The following is a 22,247-nucleotide window of genomic DNA, read 5'->3' on the forward strand; positions in this document are numbered from 1 at the left end:
CGCTCCGGCTGATGTCACGATCCGCTGCTCCTTATACGTTCCTGCCCGTTGCCTCGCCGAGCGTAGCGAAGCCGATCAGGCCCGACCTCGCTTTCGTACGGTCCAGCTCTCGATAGACGCTACCGCTTATGAGCGTGCAAGAGCCGCGACGCGCGCGGCGTGTTCGCGGCACCACGCCGGGCCACGAACAGCAAAACGCTACCCCGTATCGCTCTGCGCCACTCCGGGTCACCGTTGAAACGCACGTCGAAGCGGCCGGGTGACTCGTCCGAGCTGTCCCGTTTCCGCCTCGCTGTCCCGTTTCCGCCTCCCCGCGGGTGTCCGGATGTGCTCGTAACGAACGATACCCGGCGCCGCGATCGCGCCGGTCTAGCGGGCGCGGGGATGCGCGGTGGCCCACACCTCGCGCAGGGTGTTCACCGTGACGAGGGTGTAGATCTGGGTGGTGGTGACCGAGGCGTGGCCCAGGAGTTCTTGCACCACACGGACATCCGCGCCGCCGTCGAGCAGATGGGTGGCGAAGGAGTGGCGCAGCGTATGCGGTGAGACGGCGGCGCCGATGCCCGCGCGTTCGGCCGCGGTCTGCAACACCTGCCACGCGGTCTGGCGCGACAGCCTGCCGCCGCGCGCGTTCAGGAACAGCGCGCCCGCGTTCGCTTTGCCGGCGGCGGCCAGCATCGGACGCCCCCGCACCAGATAGGCGTCCACCGCGGCGAGGGCTGGCCGGCCGATCGGCACCATGCGTTGCTTACCGCCCTTGCCGTGCAATACGACCGCGCGTTCGGCGATATCGAGATCGTCGACATCCAGTCCGACCATCTCGGAGATGCGCGCGCCGGTGGAGTAGAGCAGTTCCAGCAGCGCGCGGTCGCGCAGCCCGCGTGGTCCACCGTCGGTGCCGGGCGCGGCGTCCGGATCGTCCACGGCCCCACCGCCCGCGGCTTCGAGCAGCTTCAGCACCTGGTCGTAGGGCAGGGCTTTGGGCAACCGGCGACCGGGCGCGGGCGGTTTCACCGCGTGCGCGACATCGGTGACGGTGAGGCCTTCGGCAGCGGCGAACCGGTGCAGCCCGCGCACCGCGATCAGGGCGCGCGCCACCGAACTCGCGGCCAGCGGCGGATGATCGGCGCCGCCCGCGCGCAACGCCATGGTGAATTCGGCGACGTCGCCCTCGGCGACCTGATCGAGCGCGGTGATGCCGCGCCCGCTCAGGAAGTCGAGATAGCGCCCGAGGTCACGCCGGTAGGCGCCGAGGGTGTTGCGCGCGGCGCCGCGTTCGACCGCGAGATGGTCGAGGTAGGCGTCCAGTTCCCGCGCGAGCACCCGGCGCCCCCGTCAGTCCGCGGACTTCTGCGCCGCCTTGCGGCGCAGGAACGCCGTGGGCTGACCGGGCCACGGCGCGTCCGCCGGACGTAGCTCGGTGTCGCCGGCCCGCGCCGCGGCGAGCGCGAGCACACCGGCCACCGCGGTCGCGTTGACGATCTCCCCGGCCAGTGCCGCGCGCACCGCGTCGGCGACCGGCATGCGCACGATCGCCAGATCGGCCTCCTCGAATTCCGGCTCGGGCTGGTCGGTGTCGTAGAGGTCGCGCGCGACGTACACGCGCAGCGCCTCGTCGGTGAAACCCGGCGACAGCGCCACGTCCACCAGCACCGACCAATCCCGCGCGGCCAGCCCGGTCTCCTCGGCGAGCTCGCGCCGCGCGGCGACGAGCGGATCCTCGCCCGGCAGATCGAGCAGACCGGCGGGCAGCTCGAGCAGCCGCCTGCCGATCGGATGCCGGTACTGGTTGATCAGCACGACATTGTCGTCGTCATCGATCGCGGCGACCGCGACGGCACCGTGGTGCTCGATCACCTCCCGCTCGACGACCTTGCCGCCCGGCATCCGCACCTGGTCCAGCCGCAGCGCGAGAATCGCGCCGCTGTAGACCGTTTCGCTCGACACCGTCTCGAAATCGTGGCTGCCCGGTGCGGCAGCGCCCCCGTCCACCGTCATCGCGCTACGCCTGCTCCGCCGCGCTCACGAACTCTTCGTCCGGGATGTCCACCGGCAGCCGCTCGGCCAGCTTGTAGGTCAGGGCCGCCGCGACCAACGCCGCGAACAGCGGATGCGGCCGGGTCGGCCTGCTCTTCAGCTCCGGATGCGCCTGCGTGGCGACGAAGAACGGATGCACGTCGGCGGGCAGTTCGACGAACTCGACCAGATGCCCGTCCGGCGAGGTACCGCTGAACCGCAGCCCGCTCTTCGCGATCCGGTCGCGGTAGGCGTTGTTCACCTCGTAGCGATGCCGGTGCCGCTCGGACACCTGCTCGGCGCCGTACGCCTGCGCCACCACCGACCCCTTGGCCAGGGTCGCCGGGTAGGCGCCGAGACGCATGGTGCCGCCGAGATCGGCCTCACCGGCGACGGCCTGTTCCTGATCGGCCATCGTGGAAATGACGGGATGCGGCGTGTCCGGCTCGAACTCGGCCGAATTCGCCTCGTCCAGACCGACCGACCTGGCCGCTTCGATGACCACGCACTGCAGGCCGAGGCACAACCCGAGCAGCGGAATACCGCGCTTGCGGGCGTAAGCGATCGCGCCGACCTTGCCCTCGATGCCGCGGATACCGAACCCGCCGGGAATCAGCACCGCGTCCACGTCCCGCAGCGCAGCCTGCGCACCCGCGGGCGTCTCGCATTCATCGGACGGCACCCAGCGGATCTGCACCTTGGCCCGCGAGGCGAAACCGCCCGCGCGCAACGCCTCGGTGACCGAAAGGTAGGCGTCGGGCAGGTCGACGTACTTGCCGACGAGCGCGACCTCGACCGTCTCGCGCGGCGAATGCACCCGGTCGAGCAGATCGCCCCACACCGTCCAGTCCACATCGCGGAACGGCAGCCCGAGCTTGCGCACCACGTAGGCGTCCAAGCCCTCGCGATGCAGCACGCGCGGGATGTCGTAGATCGACGGCGCGTCCGGGGTGGAGATGCAGGCGTCGACATCGACGTCACACATCAGCGCGATCTTGCTCTTGAGCGCCTGCGGCACCTCGCGGTCACACCGCAGGATCAGCGCGTCGGGCTGAATACCGATGTTGCGCAACGCCGCCACCGAATGCTGTGTCGGCTTGGTCTTCAGCTCGCCCGAGGGCGCCAGATACGGCACCAGCGAGACGTGCAGGAAGAAGACGTTGTCCCGGCCGACATCGTGCCGGATCTGGCGCGCCGCCTCCAGGAAAGGCTGCGATTCGATGTCGCCGACGGTGCCGCCGATCTCGGTGATCACCACATCCGGGGTCTGCCCCTGCGCGTCCGGCGCGCTCATCGCGAGCACCCGGCTCTTGATCTCGTCGGTGATATGCGGAATCACCTGGACGGTATCGCCCAGGTACTCGCCGCGCCGCTCCTTGGCGATGACCGTCGAATAGATTTGCCCGGTCGTCACATTCGCGTCCCGGGTGAGATCCCGGTCCAGGAACCGCTCGTAGTGACCGACATCCAGATCGGTCTCGGCACCGTCCTCGGTCACGAACACCTCACCGTGCTGGAACGGGTTCATGGTGCCGGGATCGACATTCAGATACGGGTCGAGTTTCTGCATCGTGACGCGCAGCCCACGCGCCGTCAGCAGCTGACCGAGGCTGGAGGCGGTAAGACCTTTACCCAATGAGGAGGCGACTCCACCGCTCACGAAGATGTGCTTCGTAGCTGTTCGCGCCTGAATCCGTGTTTGACCCACGGGTCTTCACGGTAACACGGATCAACTGTCCAGAAGTAACGCCACGCACGTTTGCTGTGTATGTGCCGCGCGGGCGCGGTGGGGTTCGCGGCCCCTTTGTCTCGCTTCTCAGCTGTCGAGACTCGCGCCTTCGGCGCATGCGCTTCGACAGCTGAGAAGCGAGACGGCCGCGAACCGGGCGCTCGTAAGACTCGCTCCGTGGTGGGTGCGTGGGGATTTGGGGGTTCGGTGGTGTTCGGCGGAGCCTGCTACCGGTATTCGGTGGGGGCGCGTGCCGCATTGGCGGAGTGCTTGCCGTGTTCGACAGGCGGTCGATCCGCGCGGGGGCGGCGGACCTCCGCTTCCTCGCTGCCCGCCGGGTTGATGCTGTCTAGCGGGGGGCCGAGGCGAGTGTGAGGGACGTCGCCTTGTCGCCGGTGCCGTATCGGCCTGCGACGCCGTTGAGCTGTTCGGTGAGGGCTAGGACGGTGGTGACGCGGCCGATCTCGCGGTCCAGGTTGTCGACGGTGGTGACGGAGGTGGCGAGGGCGCCGTCGGTGCGGACGACGGCGATCGGGCCGGGGTTCTCGGCGGCGCCGGCGCGGCCGGCGAGGACGACGCCGGCGCCGCGGCCGCGCAGGGCGCCGGTGAACCTGGCGAGGTTCGCGCCCTGGCTGTTCTCCGCGGACTTGGCGCCGTTGCCGGTGATCACGACGGCCAGTTGCGCCGGGTGCACCGGGGTGTCGCCGTAGGCGAGGAAGCCGCCGCCGCGCAGGGTCTCCAGGACGAGGCCGAGTTCCTGCGGGGTGCCGCGGGTTTGCCCGTTGGCCGGATCGAGCAGCAGCACCAGGCCGAGCAGGTCGCCCGCCATGCTGCCCTGATCGACTGCGCCGGTGCGCAATTGGGCCCCGGCCGGGATGACGTTGGTGACGGCGGTGCGCATTCGGTCGCCCTCGGTGGCGTCGGCGAACGCGTCGGTGAGCGCGATCCGGCCGGTGATCGCGGCCCCCGAGGTTTCCAGCGACTTGGTGACACCCTCGATATCGGCGGGATCGGCGTCCGGCGTGGTGAACACGACCACGCTGCGGTCGGCCAGCGTGCCGCCGAGGATGCGTCCGGCGGAGCCCGCGATGAAGCGATCGGCGGCGTTGAGCTGATCGGTCAACTGCCGATTCTGTTCGGACACGGTGTCGACCTGCTGGCGTAGATCGGATTTGTCCGCGCGCAGCCCCGACAGCAGATCCGCCGCGAGGGTCTGCGAGCCGAGCACGACGCCGATGGCGAGTGCCAAGAAGATCGCCACGATAGAGACGGCGTGCTGGCGTAGCGAGATCATCGTTCTCCCTTGGTCATGGAGCGCAGGCCGGTCACTGGCCGCCTGCGCCGACTAAGCCCTGCGCCCAGAGCGCGAACCGGTGCCAGGTGTCGGTGGCCCAGGTCAACGCGTCGGTACCGGTGTTGGACGCGAGCAGCACGACGATCACCGCGACCAGCGCGGCGAGCACCACCAGCGCGACCCCGATGCCGGACACCCGGTTGCGGTACAGCGTGGCAACGGCTTTGGCGTCCATCAGCTTGGTGCCGAGCTTGAGCCGGGTCAGGAAGGTCGCCGGATTGCTCTCACGCCGGCTGCGATCGAAGAAGTCGTCGAGCGTGGCGGCCGCGCCCGCGGTGACGATCAGCGCCGCACCGTGATGGTGGGCCAGCAGCAGCGCCAGGTCGGCGGGCGACCCCGAGGACGGGAACGTGGTGGCACCGATGCCCAGATCCTGGATCCGCTCGAGGCCCTTGGCATGTCCGTCGGTGTCGGCGGGCAGGATCACCTCGGCGCCGCATTTCAGTGTGGCGGTGGTGATCTCGTCCGGATCGCCGACGACGAGGTCCGGCTTGTACCCCTGCTTCATCAGCGTGTCCGCGCCGCGGCCGACGCCGACCATGATCGGCACGTACTCCTTGATGAACGGCTTGAGCCGCTTGAGATCCTCGGCGTGATCCGGTCCGTCGGCGACCACGACGACGTGCCGGTGCTTCATCGACAGTTCCAGTTCGGGCACGCCGATACCGTCGATGAGCAACGCGCTCTCGGTGCGGATGAACTCGATCGTGTTGCCCGCGAAGGCCTCCAGATGATCGGCCAGCCCGTTGCGGGCCTCGATCATCCGCTCGGCGATATCGGCGTCGGTGAGCTCGATGCCCTCGACGAGCACCTCCGGCTCCTTCTTGGTGACCTTGTCGAGATAGACGACGCCGCCATCGATCCGGACCTTGATGCCGTCCTTGATCTTGCTGAAGGCGTCCGAACTCACCGTGTCCAGCAGCAGGATCCCGTTGGCCACCAGCACTTCGGGGCCGAGATTGGGATAGCGGCCGGAGATCGACGGCGAGGTGTTGATCACGGCGACCACCCCCGCCTCGACCAGCCGGTCGGCGGTGAGCCGGTCCAGGTCCATCTCGTCGAGCACGACGACATCCCCCGGCCCCACCCGCTTCAGCAGACGCCGGGTATTGCGGTCCACCCGGGCGATCCCGGTGCGGCCGGGCAGCGTTTCGGTGTTCCTCGACAACAACGCCAGCATCTTCATGGCTCCGATGCTGCCCGCTAACCCTCAACCTTTGGTGGAGGCGCGCCGTATCACCTACCACATGGGTCACTGCTAAAACAGCGACTCGACCCACGACACGCGGAACTTCTGCCGGATCCGTTGTGGTCAGAGGCGAAAACGCCGCCTCGGACCGGTGGTGGGCTGTCGAACCCAGTCGGCGTGTGCCCTAGCTAACATTCGGCGCGTCTTGTGCGTCGGCAACCGTCCGGCATACCTTGACCCCATATTTCCATCTGGGATGGCTTTCGTCCGCGGCGCTGCGTACCGACAGAACTCCCATGGCATCTCCGACCCGCAGGCCGAGCGCGGCACCCGCACCGGCCACCGGGTCGAATCGAAGGCGGTACGCACCGTGCACAGATTGACGAGATTCCTTATCGTTTCGGCGAGTACGGCGGCGATCGGCGCCGCATCGACCCTCACCGCCCATGCCGAGCCACCGGCCCCCGGCATTCGATACACCGCGCAGGCGGTCGGCGACGCCGTAATACTGACCACCGACTCCGGATCACTCGACACCGCGGGTGACCAACTGGAGATCCGGGACGACGCGGGCGTCCTGCGGGCGTCCTTGCCTCTCGGCTACTACCAGGACAATCGGCGCCGGCCCATCGCCGCCCGCGTCGACGGCACCACCGCGACCCTGACCCCGAGCCTCGACCCGGCCACCGCGACACCCGCGCCCGGCGTCACCGATCCGCTGCGCGAGGTCGCCCTCGACCCCGAATCCCCCGAGTTCACCAAGGCTTTGGAGAACTTCACCGCCGTCGTCGGCGTGGGCACCGCGCTGGGCACCCTCATCGGGACCGTCGTCGGCGCGGGCCTCGGCTGCGTGGTCGGCGGGGCGCTCGTCGGCGGCGCGGCGACCATCCCGACCATCGGCGTGCTGACCATTCCCGGATTTCTCGGCGGATGCCTGGTAACCGCCATCCCCGTCGCCGCGATCGGCGGGGTCATCGGCACCATCGGCTTCGGCATCCCCGCGGTCGTCATCGGCGGCTTCCTGCTCGGTGACGCGCTGTCCAAGCAGAACGCGGCCCCGCCGAAACCCTGACCCGCGAATCACCCGAGCATTCAAGGCATTACGGACAATCGCCCGCTCAAACTGTGTCTACCGTCACAGGAAGCAAACTATTTCGCGCGTCTAACTAGCGAGGTCGCTACCGTTTCGTTACCGTCGGCCGACATCGATGACCGCTCGACGTGACGCAGCAAAGGACACCGGCTGGATGCGCTTCGAAACAACCGCGAATATCGGTGCGACACACCGAATACCAGACGTTTCTCGCATACCGGCGCGTTCTGGACAATCCAGACAAAAACGGTCGATGCGATGAGCGGCTACGGTCCGCGAGGTTTCGAGCAGCGCAACACCTCCCGGCTGCGCAACCCGGACGACATCCAGCAAGGCTTCAGCAATTCCTTGCGACGAGACGAATCCCGGGTGGCGCGGGACGATCATCGGCCCACGGCCAACCGGTGGCCTACCACCGAGGACCGCTGGTCCGGCGACAACGATCGGTGGGCCGTCCCCGAGCACGCCGCAGCGCCGTGGCCCACCGAAAACCGCTGGTCCGAGAGCTATTGGCCACCCGCCGAGGAACAGTGGGCCGAGGACTGGCCGACCGCGACCGATGAGCCGCCCAGTGATCCGACACCGACCGATCAGTGGACGTGGGCGAACGACCGCTGGCAGTCCCCGAACGAACCGTGGGCGGCACCCGCCGCGCGGGTTCCGGACGATCAATCCCGGGCAAGCCGACGCGAGAACCGATCCGACACCAGTCGCGTGCCGCGAACCGGAGTCGACCGCAGCAGGGGCGACCGCAGCACCGTCGTTGCCCAGGGTCTCGGCATTGATCGCGATTCAGCCGCCTACATCGGAAGGGGCCAGTCCGACGTAGGCGGCAACGGCTCGGCCCGGGGTGCTGAGACCACGCTGGGGGCGCCGCGGCGCGACCAGCCGGCGACGCCCGCCGCTGCCGAACCGCGCAAGCGCCGGGGCGGGCGGCATCGGATGCCACCGCCACCGACGGCGCTGAAGGGGCGGGCCGCGATCGTCGCGGTGGCCGCGGGGGCGATCGTGGCGGCGGGACAGAATCTCGAGACCGGGAGCGCGAAGGCACCCGCGCAGTCGGTGGCGCCGATGGCGCTGGGGCAGCCGCAGGCGGTGGAGGTGGCGGCCACCGAGGCGGCGCCGCACAGCACGGATCCCGGTTTGCTCGCGGAAGGTCCGGCCACGCTCGGCCAGTTCGCCGACATGCTGCAGAACGGCAGCAAGGTCGCGGACGAGATCGCCGCCGATGTCCAGGCCAAACTTCGTCCCCTGTTCGTCAAGTTCACCTCCGGCACCTTCACCTCCGGCTACGGAATGCGCTGGGGCACCCTGCATCCCGGCGTCGACGTGGCCGCACCGATCGGCACCCCGATCGTCGCGGTGGAGGACGGCACCGTCATCAGCGCGGGCCCGGCCAGCGGCTTCGGCATGTGGGTGCGTGTACTCGGCGACGACGGCACCGTCACCGTGTACGGCCACATCAACACCGCGCTGGTCTCGGTGGGCCAGCACGTCACCGCGGGCGACGAGATCGCCACGGTCGGCAACCGCGGCGAGACCACCGGCCCGCACTGCCACTTCGAGGTCTGGCTGAACGGCACCGACCGCATCGACCCCCTCCCCTGGCTCGCCACGCGCGGCATCGGCCTCGGCCCCGAGCGCGACTGACCTTCCGACCAGCGCAACCGAGCCCGGCTGAATTATCGAGATCGGAATCACGGCCGGTCAGCATGTCCCCGTTATTTACGACCGATCGATCGTACTATAGCCTTTGGGTACCAGACCTGGCGATCTGCGCACACTATGAGGCCGCGAAGCGTCAGCTCGACCAGGCCGCGATCCCGACCGAGAGGAAACGCGATGCCTACCATGCTCCCGAGCTACCACGTGGGGATCGTCGTCGCCGATCTCCGGCAGGCGATGGCCGAACTGAGCGCGATCGGCTTCGAATGGCACGCCCCGATCCGCAACGACAGCGACGTGCTCATCGACAACGCACCGGTCAACATCAGGCCGTGGCTGGCCTACTCGAAACAGGGCCCGCCCTACGTCGAACTGCTCGAGCAGATGCCCGGCACGATCTGGGCCGAGACGGGCCTACATCATTTCGGCGTCTGGGCCGACGATGTCGCCGCGGAATCCGAACGCCTCACCGACGCGGGCATCCCGCTCCTCAGCACCCAGTACGACAACCAGACCGGCGCACCTGCCCGCTATCACCGAACCGCCGATGGCGTGCGATTCGAACTGATGGACATCGGCCGGGTCGGTCCAGGCTTGGCCACCTATCTGAGCGGCGCCGCCGACAACTATCTCAACGGCCTCGCCGAAGACTACTTCGACTCGGCCACCGGGCACTGAAGGCGCTGCGGCACAAGCAACTTCGCCATCAGAACACCGGTAGCGAGAGTCTCCCGGCCTGCGCCCCGCGGTGCCGATCCCGATCCCACCGCACGCGAATTCTGGTGCAGGGGGCTCGGCTCACGCTCCGCGCGCGGGCCGACCTGGCATCAGGACTGCGGCGGCCAGGCAGGCCGCGGCGAGGCAGATGCCGCAGGCGGCGAAGGCGGGGCCGTAGCCCGCGCTCAGGGCGATCGCGCTCAATGCCGCGAGCCCGACCGCGCCGCTGGTCTGGCGCACTGTGTTGAGCACACCGGCGGCGAGGCCGTTGCGTTCCGGCGGCACGCCGTCGGTCGCGGCGACGGTGAGGGGGGTGAACGCGGCGGCCGTGCCGTAGCCGAAGATCATGCCCGACACCAGGACCGACCAGAAGTACGCGGCACCGAGGGCGATCCCGAGCGCGGTGCCGAGAAAGCCCGCTCCGCCGATCGCGCAGCACAGCATGGCGGCCCGGCGGGCGCCGAGCCGCACGGTGAGCCAACCCGCGGAACGGGAACCGACGACCATCGCGACACCCGAAGGGAGATAACCGATCCCGGCCAGGAACGGCGAATACCCGTACACGTCTTGCATATACAGCGACAGCAGGATGGGACTGCCCAGGAAGCCGACGCCGAGCAGGAAGATCACGACGTTGGCGCTGGTCACCGAGCGCAACCGGAAAATGGTCAGCGGCAGCAACGGCTCGGCCGACCAAAATGCCTGGTGCACCGCGAAAATGGCGATCAACGCCGCGCCGCCGAGCACCGCGACGAGCACACCCGGATCGGTCCAGCCCGCGGCCGCCGACCGCATGATCGCCAGTACGACACCGGTGATGCCCGTGGTGACCAGCACCGCGCCCACCACATCGAGCCGCGGCCGTGCGACGGCCGTCACCTGACGCGGCAGCACCACGAGTGCGCCGATCATCCCGACCACCCCGACCGGCGCCAGGACGAAGAAAACCCAACGCCATCCGGCCAATTCGGTGAGCAACCCGCCGAGCACCGGCCCCGCCGCGGCGCCCGCCGCCGCGACCGCACTCCAGATGGCGAGCGCCCGGGCCCGCCCGGCCGGCTCCAGAAATGTCGTCGTCAGCATCGACAGCGTCACCGGCATCAGCAGCGCACCCCCGAATCCCTGCACCGCACGGGCCGCCAGCAGGAACCCCGGAGTGTCGGCGAAACCGGCCGCGACCCGGGCGACGGTGAATATCCCCAACCCCGCCAACAGGATTCGGCGGCGGCCGAACACGTCCGCACAGCGCCCGCCGAACAGCAGGCAGCCCGCGAAGGCCAGGGTGTAGGCGTTCACCGCCCACGGCAGCGCGGCGGGCGTGAAGCCGAGGTCGGCGCGCAGGTCGGGCAGCGTGATCGAGACGATGGTGGCGTCCATGACCACGCTGAACGAACCGAGGCAGGCCAGCGCCAGCACCAGCACCTGCTGCCGCGTGGGCTGCTCGGCGCGCACGGCCGCACCGACGCTCACTGCTCCCACCCCGGCTCCCCGGGCCGCGCGTCGAATCGGGTTGCGGGAACCGCGTATCGAGCCTCGGGTACCGCGTAGAGCGCATCGACCGCCGCGCGCAGGCCCGGATATTTCACCGCATGACCGCGGATCTCGGCCGGGTTCGCAGGCAAACCGGCTGCGGCGAGCAGTGCTTCGACAAGGCCGCTCATGCCGCCGCCGTCCAGGTCGGCGGCAGCTGCCGGTGCCATGCGGTGTCCTGCTGGAACGCCTCGCCGACCCGCAGGATCATGGCCTCACCGAAGGCCGGGCCGGCGATCTGACAGGACAGCGGCAGGCCGTCCGCACCGAAGCCCATGGGCACGGCCAGCACCGGATTGCCGAGGGCGTTCCAGTACGGGGTGTGGATCATCCGGAACAGCGCGGCATCGTCCTGATGTCCTGCCGCATCGGCCAATTGGTCCAAGCGCGGCGCAGTGACCGAGGCCGTCGGGCACACCACCACGTCCACCTGCTCGAACAGCGCACCGATCGCCACCTGCGCGACCCGCCGGACCCGTTGCGCCTGAACGTAATCCGCACCGGATACCAACGCGCCCTGGGCGAGCAGGCCGCGGGCGGCGACGAAATAGTCGTCCCAGCTTCGGATCAGGTCGTTGCGGTGGTACGCCAGGCCTTCCGAGACCGCAGTGACGATCGCGGCGGTGGTGGCTTCCCGGTAGAACGGCAGCGCGATCTCGGCCGTCTGGGCACCCCGCGCACCCAGAACCGCTATCGCACGGTCGAATACGGCCGGTAGCTCAGGGTCGCCGCCCCCGGCGAGATCGCGAACCACGCCGATCCGCACACCGCTCAGGTCGGTCTCCGGTGGCCCGACGGTGAAGACTGTGTCCACCCCGGGATGCGTGCTGTCCGGGTCGCTCGGGTGCGGGCCGGCGAGTACCGCGAGCAGTGCCGCGCAGTCGGCCGAGGTGCGGGCCAGCGGGCCCACCCGGTCCACGCTGTAACCCAGTGGCACACACCCGGATTTCGGCACCCGCCCGAAGGTCGGCAGCAATCCGGTGACCCCGCAGAACGCGGCGGGCATGCGAATACTGCCCGCGGTGTCGGAGCCGAGCCCGGCCGCAAACAGGCCCGCGGCGATCCCGTTCGCCGTGCCGGAACTGGAGCCGCCGGCCCAGCGGTCGGCCCGCCACGGATTGCGCGGCAGCGGGAACGGCTTGCCGGAATCCGGTATGCCGCAGGCGAACTCCATTGTCGTGGTCTTGCCGATGATGATCGCACCGGCCGCCTTCAGCCGGGCCACGACCGGTGCGTCGCGTCCCGCGCCCCACGCCCGATCGTGCACCAGACTCTGTGCGGTGGTCGGGCCTTCGGCCACCGCCATGGTGTCCTTCACCGCGACCGGAATGCCGTGCAGGGGCCCGCGCACGAGCCCGGCCGCGCGCTCGGCGTCGGCCTGCCACGCCTGCTGCCTGGCGGTTTCGTCGAAGCGGGTGAGATAGACCCCGAGTTCGGTGTCGTGCCGGTCGGCGAGCGCGATCGCGGACTCGATCAGCGCGACGCTCGTCGTTTCGCCCGCGCGTAGCGCGCGGGCGGCCTCGGCAATGGAGTACATCGGCCGTCCCTTCGGAGTGATCCAGCAAGTTAGGGTTACCTTGCCCGTTCAACCCGAGTTGAGGTCAACTAGAGCAATGCCGGAGCTCACGGATATCTCCACCGTCGTCGACCACTTCGCACTCCCCCTGTCGACGCTGCACTACTGGGAACGCCGCGGCCTGCTGACGCCGCATCGCCGCGGCGGTCGCCGCTACTACGACGACGATCAGCTCTATCGGATCGCGCTGATCAAGCAGTGGCGGACCACCGGATTGATGAGCCTCGACGAGATCGGCGCGCTGCTCACCGCGCGGGCCACCGATCCGGACTGGCGCACCACGGTCGACGCGCACATCGCCGCGATCAATCGGAACATGGCCGAACTCGAAACCGCCCGCGACTATCTGGACTATCTGCTCACCTGCCGATACGACGGTGAACTGGAGAACTGCCCCGCCTATCGCGCGACGGTCGCCCTGCCGGACCGGCCTGGTCCATGATGCGTGGAAGACACTGTCTGTGACACCGAACACCCGGACCCCCGGCGGGTACCGGTGGTACCTATATGCTGCGGGTCACAGGTAACTCGAAGAGGAGACCCCCATGGCCAGCACCACCGTCGACGCCGTCATCGCCGCCCCGCGCGAGGTCGTGTACCGGCTCTTCGCCGATCGCGAGAGCGTCAGCCCGTACCTGCCGATCACCATCAAACTGACCAAGCCCGGACTGACCGAGCGCGAAGGCGTCGGCGCGCAGCACCTGCTCGGCGTCGGACCGCTCGGCGTCACCGAGGAGATCACCAAGCTGGTGCCGGGCGAGCGGATGGAATACAAGATCGTCAAGGGGGCGCCGGTGAAGCGCCACGTCGGCGTCATCACCTTCGCCGATGCCGACAAGGGCACCCTGGTGTCCTACACGATGGAATCCGAGCCGAGCCTGCCCGTGCCCGCGAAAGTGCTGGAGTTCGGGTTGAAGAACCTGATCGGCCAGTTCATCAAGGCCGCACAGAAGGCCGCGCGCTAACGCCCTCAGACGGTCGCGCCGGACTTCTCCGAGCGCGCCGTCTCCAGCAGTTCCTCCGCGTGTGCCCGGCCGGTTTCGGTGTCGTCCAGACCGGCCAGCATGCGCGCCAATTCGATGACCCGTTCGTCCTTGGTCAGCGCCCGCACGCCGCTGTTCACCTTGCCCTTGCCGTCGTCGGACTTGTCGACCACCAGGTGGGTGTCGGCGAAGGCCGCGACCTGCGGCAGGTGCGTCACCACGATGACCTGATGGGTGCGGGCGAGCCGGGCCAGCCTGCGCCCGATCTCCACCGCGGCCCGGCCGCCGACGCCCGCGTCCACCTCGTCGAAAACCATGGTGGCGCCGTGATCCGAGCGGGCGAGCACCACCTCGAGCGCGAGCATCACCCGGGAGAGCTCACCACCGGAAGCGCTCTTGCTCAACGGCAGTGACTGCGCGCCCGAGTGCGCGGACAACCGGAACTCCACCTCGTCCACCCCCGAGGACCCGGCGTGCAGTTCCTTGCCGCCGACGAGCAGCGGCGCGGAATCCTGCGGACCCGCGGGCACCGGCCGGACCTCGACCTCCAGTTTCGCCTTGCCCATGGCCAGTCCGCCCAGCTCGGCGCTCACCGCGGACGCGAGCTTGCCGGCCGCTTTCTTGCGCGCGGCACTCAGCTTGCCCGCCGCCTCCCGCACCCGTTCGGCCGCGATATCGACCTCGGCCGCCAAGGCGGTGAGCGCCTCCTCGGACACGTCGAGCGAGCCGAGCTTGGTGCGCGCCTCATCGGCCCAGGCGAGCACGCCGTCGATGTCGGGGGCGTACTTGCGGGTCAGCGACTTCAGTTCGGCCTGGCGGGTGAGCAGCGAATCGAGCGCGCCGGGATCCGACGGCAGGTCCGAAAGATAGCCGCTGAGTTCGGTAGTCAGGTCGACCACCACCGCGATCGCCTCGCCGAGCCGCGGCGCCAGCGCGGTGAGCTTCGGATCGTCGGCCGACTCGATGCGCGAGCGCGCGGCACCGAGCAATTCCAGTGCGCCGGAACCGTCTTCAGGCGTCTCCGGCGAGCCGGCCAGCGCGTCGTGCGCGGTCGCGGCGGCCTCGCGCAGCGAATCCAGGTCGCTGAGCCTGCGCACGTCCTCGACGATGCGCACGTCCTCGCCGGGTTCCGGTGCGATGGCATCGATCTCGGTCAGCGAATGCTGCAACCGGTCGGCCTCCTGCGCCAATTCCCGGCTGCGCGCGGTACGTTCGAGCAATTCGTTGCGCGCGTCCAGCCAAGAGCGCCGCTGCACACCGTATTTGCGCAACAGCGGCCCTACGGTGTCGGCCGCGAACTGGTCCAGCGCCGCCAATTGCTGGTCGGGACGCTGCAAGCGCAACTGATCGTTCTGCCCGTGCACGGTCAGCAACGGCGCGGTGAAATCGGCGAGGACCGCGGCGGGCACGCCCCGCCCGCCCAGGTGCGCGCGGGAACGGCCGTCGCTGCCCACGGTGCGGATCGCGATGATGCTGCCGTCGTCATCCTGTTCGGCCGCAGCCGATTCCAGCACCTGCGCCACTTCGGCGCGGGCGCCGTCGTTCACGTCGTCGACGGTGAAACGGCCCTCGACCACCGCCCGCGCGGCACCCAGCCGGACCCGCCCCGGATCGGCGCGCGCACCGCTCAGCAGGTGCAGGCTGGTGACCACCATGGTCTTGCCCGCACCCGTCTCACCGGTGAGAACCGTGAGACCCTCGTGGAATTGCGCGGTGGCCGTCGAGATAACGCCAAGCCCGTCAATCCTGATCTCTGTCAGCATGTGTGCTCTCCGTTCGCCGTCGGCCACGCCAGCCTGTCACGGGCAATTGGAACTTGCGCACCATCCGGTCCGCGAAGGGCGCGGAATCCAGCCGCACCCAGCGCACCGGCTGCGCGCCGCGGACCGCTTCCAACCGGCCGCCGCGCGGCAGGTCGAGCGTGCGCCTGCCATCCAGGAAAACTATCGCATCGTGCCCCTCGGCGGCCGCCTCGACCGCGATCCGCGACTCCGGGCTGGTCACCAGCGGCCGGGCGAACAGGGCATGCGCGTTGCTCGGAATCACCAGCAGCGCTTCGAGTTCCGGCCACACCACCGGGCCGCCCGCGGAGAACGCGTACGCGGTGGAGCCGGTCGGGGTGGCGATCAGGATGCCGTCGCAGCCGAACGCCGACACCGGCCTGCCGTCCACCTCCAGCACCAGCTCCAACACGCCCATCCGCGAGGCGTTTTCGATGCTCGCCTCGTTCAAGGCCCAGCCGGTTTCCACCACCTCGTCGTCCACCCGGACGTTGACGTCGATGGTCATCCGGTGCTCGATGCGGTAATCCCGGCGCACCACATGCGCGAGCGCGTCGTCGAGATGCTCGGCCTCGGCCTCGGTCAGAAAACCGATGCGGCCCAGATTGATTCCCAGCACCGGCACCCCGGCCGGGCGCGCCAGCTCGGCGGCCCGCAGGAACGTGCCGTCGCCACCGAGCACCAGCACCATCTCGCAACCGACCGCGGCCTCGGGCCCGTGCGCGACCACCCGCACCGGATAGCCGCCCGGCTCGGCCTCGAACCGGGTGCTGTCCGCCTCGTCGTCGAGCACCCGCAGGCAGATACCCGCGTCGGCGAAGATCTTCGCCAGCCGGTGCGCGGTCTCGATGATCTCCGCCCGGCCGGGATGCGACACCAGCAGGATCTCCCGGCTATCGGCCCTCGTCGGCGCGTTCACTGTGGACCCTCCTCAACCGCACGCTCGACGAGGGCAGCCACTCGCGCCTCGTCGTCTTCCAGCCTGCCGTCCGCGGTAACGGACTTGCGCAGCCACAGGAAGTATTCGACATTGCCCGACGGGCCCGGCAACGGGCTGGCGGTCACGCCCTCGGTGTGCAGGCCGAGCGCCGCCGCGACCGTCGCGACCTCGCGCACCGCCGCGGCGCGCAACGCCGGATCGCGCACCACACCGCCGGCACCGACCCGTTCCTTGCCGACCTCGAACTGCGGCTTCACCATCGGCAGCAGATCCGCGCCCGGCGCGGTGCACGCGGCCAGCGCGGGCAGCACCAGGGCGAGCGAGATGAAAGACAGGTCACCGACCACCAACTCGACTGGGCCGTCGATCATTTCGGGCGTGAGGTGACGCACGTTCGTGCGATCGACCACCCGCACCCGGTCGTCGTTCTGCAACCGCCAGATCAACTGGCCGTAGCCGACATCCACCGCGACCACCTCGCGCGCCGCGCGCGAGAGCAGCACATCGGTGAAACCGCCGGTGGACGCGCCCGCATCGAGGCAGCGCTTCCCCGCGATGGTGAGCCCCGCCGGTTCGAACGCCGCGAGCGCGCCGAGTAGTTTGTGCGCGCCGCGCGAGGCCCACGACACCTCGTCGGCCTGCTCCCGGACCAGCAGCGGCGTCCCCGCCTCGACGGCGGTCGCCGGCTTCACCGCGACCGTTCCGGCTATCAGGACGCGACCGGCACCGATCAGCTCGACCGCGTGTTCTCGCGATCTCGCCAACCCGCGGCGAACCAGTTCGGCGTCCACGCGCGCGCGTCTGGCCACCTCAGATCTTGTCCACCGTGGCCAGGGCCTGCACGAGCACGTCGTGCGCCTGCTCCAGGATCCGGGCGCGGCGGGTGATGTCCGCACCGGTCTCCGCGCTCTCGGCCGTCGCGTTCGCGCCCGGCCAGCCGGTGCGGGTGACGAGTTCGGTGAGCAGGCCATCGATCTCGGTGCGGATGCGCTCCGGATCGGCGGGCTCCGGACGCCCGGGTGCACCCGGCAGATGCTGGCCCGGCAGCGGAACCCCGGGGCGGGGTCCGCTGGCACCTGGCGTCGGCATTCCTGGGCGGGGCATGGGAGTAGTCATCGTGCGGTCAACGCTATCGGATTTCCGAACCGGACGCGCGCACCGTCACGGCCCGTCCCGGGTTGCGCCGCAACCGGTCGGCCAACGCCGCGGCGAGGTCGCTCGGATCGATGTCCGATTCGGCCGGAATCGGCGGGTGGTTCAGCGCGTCCAGCGAATCGGCCACATAGGTCGGAATGAATTCGGCCGCCGCGTCTTTCAGCTCGTCCAGGGTGCTGACACCGGTGAGCACCAGCAGCGATTCCAGGCCCACGGCGTTCGCGCCCTCGATATCGGTGTCCAATCGGTCACCCACCACCAGCGCGCTACGGGTGCCCGCGCGCGCCAGCGCGTCCTCCATCAGCGGGGCGAACGGTTTGCCCGCCACCATCGGCTCGAGCTCGGTCGCGGTACGCAAGGCGGCGACCATCGCGCCGTTGCCCGGGGCGAGACCGCGCTCGTTCGGCAGCGTCTTGTCGGTGTTCGCGGCAATCCACAGGGCGTCGGCGCGTAACGCGTACGCGGCCTCGGCGAGTTCGGGCCAGCCGGTCTGCGGTGAATGTCCTTGCACCACAGCGGCGGGCGCGGCGCCGTCGAAGCGGCGCACCGGGCGCAAGCCGACCGCCGTCACCTCGGCGGCCAGATCGTCGGTGCCGACCACCAGCACCTCCGCGCCGGGAGCGAGGCGCTCGGCCAGCAGCCGGGCCGCCGCCTGCGCGCTGGTCACCACGTCGTCGGTGGTCGCGGGGAAGCCGAGGTCCACCAGATGCGCGGCGACCGTCGCCGGCGAACGGCTCGCATTGTTGGTGACGTACACCAGTCGCTGCGTGCCCTCGGCCGCCAGTGCCGCCGGCGCACCCTCGATCACCACGGGACCCCGGTACAGGGTGCCGTCCAGGTCAAGCAGCAAGGCTTCGTAGCGATCTCGTAGCCGCTTCACACCACTCTCCGTGTCACCGAACTTCGCATCCCCGCGGATGCCCGAACCGGCCCCGCCGCGCCCAAGGCAGCTCCGAGACACCCACACATTACGCCAAGGCGCCGACACGAATCGCGGCTCGGTGGGTTCGAGCGCCACGGCGAAGGGGTGCCGATTCGTCGGCGGATGGCCCCACGATTGGTGACGAGGGAAAGCGTGCGACGAGTCCCGGAAACCGGCTGAGAGGGTGGCCGGAGAGTTAAACTGCTGCTCGAGTCGTCGGTCTCGGGGGCGGGCCGGTGCGGAAAGGTAGTGCCATGTCGGTTCGTGCCATCGCTGTGCTGCCCGTGCTGTTGTGCGCGGCGTCACTTGCCGGTTCGGGTCAGGCGACCGCGCAGGGGTACGGCGGCTGCCAGGTCGGCAGCGTGATGAGCGGGCGGTTGGTGCCCGGGACGGGCAGCGCAGGCCAGAACATCCATCGGGAAGTAAACCTGCGCGAATGCGCCAGCGCCCTGCTGCCCGGTGTGGACGCCGCGCGGATGAGCGTGACCATCCCGTTCAACGCGCCGGGCGCGACCAGCTCCGCCGAATTCGCCTGGTCCGACGGAAGTGTCAGCACGGCAACCGGTTACGGCAATGGGCTGTGGTCGATCACCGCCGGGCCCGCCACCGGCCATGCCCTCCACATCCACACCGCCGACACCTGGAACGGCTGGTACTTCAGCTACGCCGAGGTTCTCGTCACCTCCGCCACCTTCGTCTCCTGAACCCCTTCTCCCCCAACACTTCACGAACCGTTCCTGTACTCCCGTCCAGATTGCCGGTGAGTTGCGCGACACCGCTTGCGTGTTTCCAGCAACACACCGCGCAAACCTGTCCCACAGACACTTTTCGAATGAATTTTCGAGCCATGCCTCTATGTTTGCCGCATGGTCAGCTCGCAACACGAAGCGATGCACCGCATCTTCCAATACGACCCCGGCACGTTCGCCCGCGCCTTCCGCGCCCTGGACCTGCCGTTCCCCGACCCCCTGGAGGTGATTCAACTCTCGGTCGACCTCACCGAATGCCGCCCCGTCGAGCGCCGCGCCGACACGATCCTGCAAATCGACACCACCGAAGGACCATTCCTGTTGCTGGTAGAGGCACAGGGCAAGCGGGATCCGACCCGACCGCCCGCCTGGGCCTACTACCTGTCTTATCTACAGGCCAGATACGAACTACTACCCGTGCTCGTCGTCATCTGCCAGGACCACGCGGTCGCGTCGTGGGCCGAGGGTTCGCTGCCGGTCGGCCATGACCGGTGGCCGAGCCTGATCCTGCGCCCACTCGTCCTCGGCCCGCACAACGTGCGGCCGGTGACCGATATCGACACCGCCGTCTCCGACCTCGCGCTCGCCACCCTGTCCGCCATCACCCACGCCAAACAACCCGATATCACCGAGATCCTCGAAACGCTGGCCAAGGCGCTCAGCAAAACCGGCCCCACCGAAGCAGCCCACATGTACCGCGAACTCACCGAACTCGGCCTCGGTGCTGGCGAAACCCAACAGATGTGGAGGAAACTGATGTCCATGGACCTTGACTTCTTCCGTTCCCAGACTTCCGAAGATCTGCGCGCGCAAGGAGAAGTGCGTGGAGAAGCGAAAGGAGAGGCGAGAGGACTGATCAAGGGGCAGGCGGAGGGACGCGCTGAGTGCATCATTCGCATGTTGGACCGACGCGGTATCCCGTTGTCCGACATGGACCGGAACCGAATTCTGACCTGCCTGAACATCGAGGTCCTCGACCGCTGGTTCGACCGCAGCATTTCCGCCACCACTGCCGAGGAAGTCCTCGCCGATGACCACTGAGGCGAATTCCATACCGCTGTGGTTCTTCCGGTCCGAGACGTCGCAACGCATCCGCGCCGACGGAGAAGCCAAGGGGCGGGCCGAGGACATCGTCCGGATCCTGGAGCATCGCGGTATACCCGTAGCTGACAGCGTCCGCGCTCTCATTCTGTCTTGCCGAGAGGCGGACTATCTGGACTCCTGGTTCGACCGCAGCCTCGTTGCCAGCACGTTGCATGAAGTCTTCCTCGATACACCCAGCTACGCCGAGGGGTATACAGAAGGCTTCGCCGAGGGATTGGCTGAAAGCAAGGCCGAAGGGCGCGCCGAGATCATCGTGCACATCTTGGAGCATCGCAAAGTCCACCTGTCCGAAGCCGACCGTGAGCGGATCCTGGCCTGCTGGGACTCCGATGAACTAGACCGCTGGTTCGAGCGCAGCATCGTTGCGACGACCGTGGCCGAGGTCTTCGCCCAGGACGGGCGATCCGACGGCAGCCGCGAGCTGGACAGTTGATCACCAGGTAATGGTGGCGGCATCGGTCGAGAGGCCCACGCCACCATTACCTGGTGATCAGGTGTCCAGGACAGTTTCCGCTGGAGCGGCCGCGATACGTGTGCTTGTCGAGGGGCAACGCGATCGAGTCGCGGCGGGCCGGTTCGCAGCCGACTGGTTTGGGCTCCAACAGCATTGGGCTTCAGCCGATTCGTCGTGCGAGCCGTTGCGGCCGAACACGCTCGGGCGGAAGGAGCACGCTCAGGCGGGAGGGAGCGGGCTCAGCTTTCGACGGGCTGGGCGATGAAGTCGGCGTGTTCGGCTTCGGTGGCGTCGCGGGCTTCGTCGATGAGGAGGACGGGGATGCCGTTGTCGATGGGGTAGGCGCGGCGCAGGCGCGGGTTGTAGAGGACGGTGCCCTCGGTCGCGCGGACCAGCAGTAGCGGGCCCTTGTCCTGCGGGCAGGCCAGCAGGCTCAACAGCGTGGCGTCCAAGGTGGTGTGCTCCGGCATGACCGAAAACCTACCCGACGACGTCGCGCGATTCGACCGCCGGTCGGCGGCGGAACGAGATGTGGCGGTGGCCGAAGTAGCTGGCGACGGCTACCAAACCCATCACCACGACCGCTGCGGGTTTGTCCGGGAAGTGCCACACCGACACGGCCAGCTCCAGCAACACCATATTCAGCAGCAGCCCACCGGAATTCACCGCGACGAACCGCAGGAAATCACGCAGCAGATGCCCGCGCACCCGGAACACCAAAGTCCGATGCAACACGAACGCGACCGCGATACTCACCGCGTACGCCGCCGCCACCGCCACCGAGGGCGGCACATTGTCGCCGAGCACCGCCAGCCACACCACGGTCATCCCGATACCGAGCGCAGTATTGAACCCGCCCACCACCGCGAACGCCAACTCCTGCCGCCGCACCACCCGCAACAAAGGCCCCGGATTCTCCCCACCCCCCGCAGCACTCTCCCCCACCCCGGCCGCGCCGCCCCCACCCGCACCCACAGCAGCCAAAGCCCCACCACCCCCACTGGTCACCCCAGCCCGACCACCATCGGCCAAACCCTCAACTCCCGCCCCGCCCACCACGTCACCAGCCGCACCAGTCAAAGTCCCACCGCCCGCACAAGCCACCCCAGCCCGACCGGCATCTGCCAAACCCTCAACTCCCGCACCAGCCTCTACGCCACCGGCGGCACCGGCCAAAACTCCATTGCCTATGCGAGTCACCCCAGCCCGACCACCACCGGTCCGACCCTCAGCCCCCGCACCGCCCACCGCGTCACCGACGGCACCGGTCAAAACTCCACCACCCGCGCT

General features: G+C 69.0%; 23 protein-coding genes. 8 read left to right on the top strand and 15 right to left on the bottom strand.

Features of this window, described 5'->3' with window-relative positions; all coding sequences use genetic code 11:
• Positions 1-369: 369 nt before the first annotated feature.
• The 5 genes from xerD to steA form a co-directional block, all read right to left on the bottom strand.
• Entirely contained in the window at positions 370-1,323 is a 954-nt protein-coding gene (gene xerD / locus NVU01S_RS20200) for a site-specific tyrosine recombinase XerD (protein WP_043671039.1), read from the bottom strand.
• A gap of 12 nt (positions 1,324-1,335) precedes the next feature.
• Positions 1,336-1,998 (bottom strand): NUDIX domain-containing protein, encoded by a 663-nt coding sequence (locus NVU01S_RS20205; RefSeq protein ID WP_043671042.1) that lies wholly within the window; start codon positions 1,996-1,998, stop codon positions 1,336-1,338.
• Between the two features lie 4 nt (positions 1,999-2,002).
• Positions 2,003-3,724, bottom strand: a complete 1,722-nt coding sequence (pyrG, locus tag NVU01S_RS20210) for a CTP synthase (protein ID WP_029900377.1) — start codon at positions 3,722-3,724, stop codon at positions 2,003-2,005.
• Positions 3,725-4,094: 370 nt separating this feature from the next.
• Positions 4,095-5,039, bottom strand: a complete 945-nt coding sequence (locus tag NVU01S_RS20215) for a copper transporter (RefSeq protein ID WP_043671045.1) — start codon at positions 5,037-5,039, stop codon at positions 4,095-4,097.
• A gap of 31 nt (positions 5,040-5,070) precedes the next feature.
• A complete protein-coding gene (gene steA / locus NVU01S_RS20220; RefSeq protein ID WP_014983568.1) occupies positions 5,071-6,285 on the bottom strand; it encodes a putative cytokinetic ring protein SteA in 1,215 nt (404 codons plus the stop codon).
• Positions 6,286-6,658: 373 nt separating this feature from the next.
• Between steA and NVU01S_RS20225 the strand changes: the two genes are divergently transcribed.
• From NVU01S_RS20225 to NVU01S_RS20235, 3 genes are all read left to right on the top strand, one after another.
• A complete protein-coding gene (locus tag NVU01S_RS20225; protein WP_063775972.1) occupies positions 6,659-7,360 on the top strand; it encodes a DUF8020 domain-containing protein in 702 nt (233 codons plus the stop codon).
• A 279-nt stretch (positions 7,361-7,639) separates the two neighbouring features.
• Positions 7,640-9,031: a M23 family metallopeptidase gene (locus NVU01S_RS45465; RefSeq protein WP_052280632.1), complete on the top strand. Its 1,392-nt coding sequence runs from the start codon at positions 7,640-7,642 to the stop codon at positions 9,029-9,031.
• A 192-nt stretch (positions 9,032-9,223) separates the two neighbouring features.
• Entirely contained in the window at positions 9,224-9,724 is a 501-nt protein-coding gene (locus NVU01S_RS20235) for a VOC family protein (protein ID WP_167829388.1), read from the top strand.
• 120 nt (positions 9,725-9,844) lie between these two features.
• Here the strand turns inward: NVU01S_RS20235 and NVU01S_RS20240 are convergent, their stop codons facing one another.
• The 3 genes from NVU01S_RS20240 to NVU01S_RS20250 are packed head-to-tail and all read right to left on the bottom strand — an operon-like array spanning position 9,845 to position 12,830.
• Positions 9,845-11,242, bottom strand: coding sequence for a DHA2 family efflux MFS transporter permease subunit (locus NVU01S_RS20240; protein ID WP_244467256.1), 1,398 nt, complete (start codon positions 11,240-11,242; stop codon positions 9,845-9,847).
• On the bottom strand, positions 11,230-11,463 hold the full coding sequence (locus tag NVU01S_RS20245) for a hypothetical protein (protein WP_244467257.1): 234 nt from the start codon (positions 11,461-11,463) through the stop codon (positions 11,230-11,232). Before NVU01S_RS20245 ends, NVU01S_RS20240 begins: the two co-directional genes overlap by 13 nt.
• Complete coding sequence (locus NVU01S_RS20250) at positions 11,421-12,830, bottom strand: amidase (RefSeq protein ID WP_043671051.1); 1,410 nt, start codon at positions 12,828-12,830, stop codon at positions 11,421-11,423. The genes NVU01S_RS20245 and NVU01S_RS20250 overlap by 43 nt, the downstream gene beginning before the upstream one ends.
• A 76-nt stretch (positions 12,831-12,906) precedes the next feature.
• On the opposite strand from NVU01S_RS20250, the gene NVU01S_RS20255 reads away from it, so the two are divergent.
• Together NVU01S_RS20255 and NVU01S_RS20260 are read left to right on the top strand one after the other, a co-directional pair.
• Positions 12,907-13,311: a MerR family transcriptional regulator gene (locus NVU01S_RS20255; protein WP_043671054.1), complete on the top strand. Its 405-nt coding sequence runs from the start codon at positions 12,907-12,909 to the stop codon at positions 13,309-13,311.
• 103 nt (positions 13,312-13,414) lie between these two features.
• Entirely contained in the window at positions 13,415-13,834 is a 420-nt protein-coding gene (locus NVU01S_RS20260; protein ID WP_043671057.1) for an SRPBCC family protein, read from the top strand.
• A 5-nt stretch (positions 13,835-13,839) separates the two neighbouring features.
• Here the strand turns inward: NVU01S_RS20260 and recN are convergent, their stop codons facing one another.
• The 5 genes from recN to NVU01S_RS20285 are packed head-to-tail and all read right to left on the bottom strand — an operon-like array spanning position 13,840 to position 18,608.
• A complete protein-coding gene (gene recN / locus NVU01S_RS20265) occupies positions 13,840-15,615 on the bottom strand; it encodes a DNA repair protein RecN (protein ID WP_043671060.1) in 1,776 nt (591 codons plus the stop codon).
• Entirely contained in the window at positions 15,593-16,552 is a 960-nt protein-coding gene (locus tag NVU01S_RS20270) for an NAD kinase (protein WP_043671063.1), read from the bottom strand. Before NVU01S_RS20270 ends, recN begins: the two co-directional genes overlap by 23 nt.
• Positions 16,549-17,382 carry a TlyA family RNA methyltransferase gene (locus NVU01S_RS20275; protein WP_043671066.1) on the bottom strand — a complete coding sequence of 278 codons (834 nt, stop codon included), beginning with the start codon at positions 17,380-17,382 and terminating at the stop codon, positions 16,549-16,551. The genes NVU01S_RS20270 and NVU01S_RS20275 overlap by 4 nt, the downstream gene beginning before the upstream one ends.
• 1 nt (position 17,383) lies before the next feature.
• A complete protein-coding gene (locus NVU01S_RS20280) occupies positions 17,384-17,689 on the bottom strand; it encodes a hypothetical protein (protein WP_244467258.1) in 306 nt (101 codons plus the stop codon).
• Between the two features lie 13 nt (positions 17,690-17,702).
• On the bottom strand, positions 17,703-18,608 hold the full coding sequence (locus tag NVU01S_RS20285) for an HAD-IIA family hydrolase (RefSeq protein ID WP_043671069.1): 906 nt from the start codon (positions 18,606-18,608) through the stop codon (positions 17,703-17,705).
• Between the two features lie 296 nt (positions 18,609-18,904).
• Between NVU01S_RS20285 and NVU01S_RS20290 the strand changes: the two genes are divergently transcribed.
• From NVU01S_RS20290 to NVU01S_RS44605, 3 genes are all read left to right on the top strand, one after another.
• The gene (locus NVU01S_RS20290; RefSeq protein ID WP_043671073.1) at positions 18,905-19,354 is read left to right on the top strand and encodes a hypothetical protein; all 450 of its coding nucleotides are present in this window, start codon (positions 18,905-18,907) and stop codon (positions 19,352-19,354) included.
• A gap of 162 nt (positions 19,355-19,516) precedes the next feature.
• Positions 19,517-20,440, top strand: coding sequence for a hypothetical protein (locus NVU01S_RS20295; RefSeq protein ID WP_043671077.1), 924 nt, complete (start codon positions 19,517-19,519; stop codon positions 20,438-20,440).
• Complete coding sequence (locus tag NVU01S_RS44605; protein WP_209444803.1) at positions 20,430-20,936, top strand: hypothetical protein; 507 nt, start codon at positions 20,430-20,432, stop codon at positions 20,934-20,936. The genes NVU01S_RS20295 and NVU01S_RS44605 overlap by 11 nt, the downstream gene beginning before the upstream one ends.
• Before the next feature lie 260 nt (positions 20,937-21,196).
• Here the strand turns inward: NVU01S_RS44605 and NVU01S_RS20310 are convergent, their stop codons facing one another.
• Both NVU01S_RS20310 and NVU01S_RS20315 read right to left on the bottom strand, forming a co-directional pair.
• Positions 21,197-21,427 carry a Trm112 family protein gene (locus NVU01S_RS20310; RefSeq protein ID WP_014983551.1) on the bottom strand — a complete coding sequence of 77 codons (231 nt, stop codon included), beginning with the start codon at positions 21,425-21,427 and terminating at the stop codon, positions 21,197-21,199.
• A gap of 10 nt (positions 21,428-21,437) precedes the next feature.
• A complete protein-coding gene (locus tag NVU01S_RS20315; protein WP_082859549.1) occupies positions 21,438-21,932 on the bottom strand; it encodes a GtrA family protein in 495 nt (164 codons plus the stop codon).
• Between the last annotated feature and the right edge of the window lie 315 nt (positions 21,933-22,247).

This window comes from Nocardia vulneris, assembly GCF_001613425.1.
GTDB lineage: Bacteria > Actinomycetota > Actinomycetes > Mycobacteriales > Mycobacteriaceae > Nocardia > Nocardia vulneris.

Excerpts from the sequence above, each read along its gene's own strand:
- NVU01S_RS44605 (WP_209444803.1), top strand. The coding sequence starts at position 20,430 with ATGACCACTGAGGCGAATTCCATACCGCTGTGGTTCTTCCGGTCCGAG.
- NVU01S_RS45465 (WP_052280632.1), top strand. The coding sequence starts at position 7,640 with ATGAGCGGCTACGGTCCGCGAGGTTTCGAGCAGCGCAACACCTCCCGG.
- NVU01S_RS20255 (WP_043671054.1), top strand. The coding sequence starts at position 12,907 with ATGCCGGAGCTCACGGATATCTCCACCGTCGTCGACCACTTCGCACTC.
- NVU01S_RS20290 (WP_043671073.1), top strand. The coding sequence starts at position 18,905 with ATGTCGGTTCGTGCCATCGCTGTGCTGCCCGTGCTGTTGTGCGCGGCG.
- NVU01S_RS20215 (WP_043671045.1), bottom strand. The coding sequence starts at position 5,039 with ATGATCTCGCTACGCCAGCACGCCGTCTCTATCGTGGCGATCTTCTTG.
- NVU01S_RS20310 (WP_014983551.1), bottom strand. The coding sequence starts at position 21,427 with ATGCCGGAGCACACCACCTTGGACGCCACGCTGTTGAGCCTGCTGGCC.
- NVU01S_RS20250 (WP_043671051.1), bottom strand. The coding sequence starts at position 12,830 with ATGTACTCCATTGCCGAGGCCGCCCGCGCGCTACGCGCGGGCGAAACG.
- NVU01S_RS20245 (WP_244467257.1), bottom strand. The coding sequence starts at position 11,463 with ATGGCACCGGCAGCTGCCGCCGACCTGGACGGCGGCGGCATGAGCGGC.
- NVU01S_RS20205 (WP_043671042.1), bottom strand. The coding sequence starts at position 1,998 with ATGACGGTGGACGGGGGCGCTGCCGCACCGGGCAGCCACGATTTCGAG.
- steA (WP_014983568.1), bottom strand. The coding sequence starts at position 6,285 with ATGAAGATGCTGGCGTTGTTGTCGAGGAACACCGAAACGCTGCCCGGC.
- NVU01S_RS20280 (WP_244467258.1), bottom strand. The coding sequence starts at position 17,689 with ATGACTACTCCCATGCCCCGCCCAGGAATGCCGACGCCAGGTGCCAGC.
- NVU01S_RS20260 (WP_043671057.1), top strand. The coding sequence starts at position 13,415 with ATGGCCAGCACCACCGTCGACGCCGTCATCGCCGCCCCGCGCGAGGTC.
- NVU01S_RS20235 (WP_167829388.1), top strand. The coding sequence starts at position 9,224 with ATGCCTACCATGCTCCCGAGCTACCACGTGGGGATCGTCGTCGCCGAT.
- NVU01S_RS20295 (WP_043671077.1), top strand. The coding sequence starts at position 19,517 with ATGGTCAGCTCGCAACACGAAGCGATGCACCGCATCTTCCAATACGAC.
- recN (WP_043671060.1), bottom strand. The coding sequence starts at position 15,615 with ATGCTGACAGAGATCAGGATTGACGGGCTTGGCGTTATCTCGACGGCC.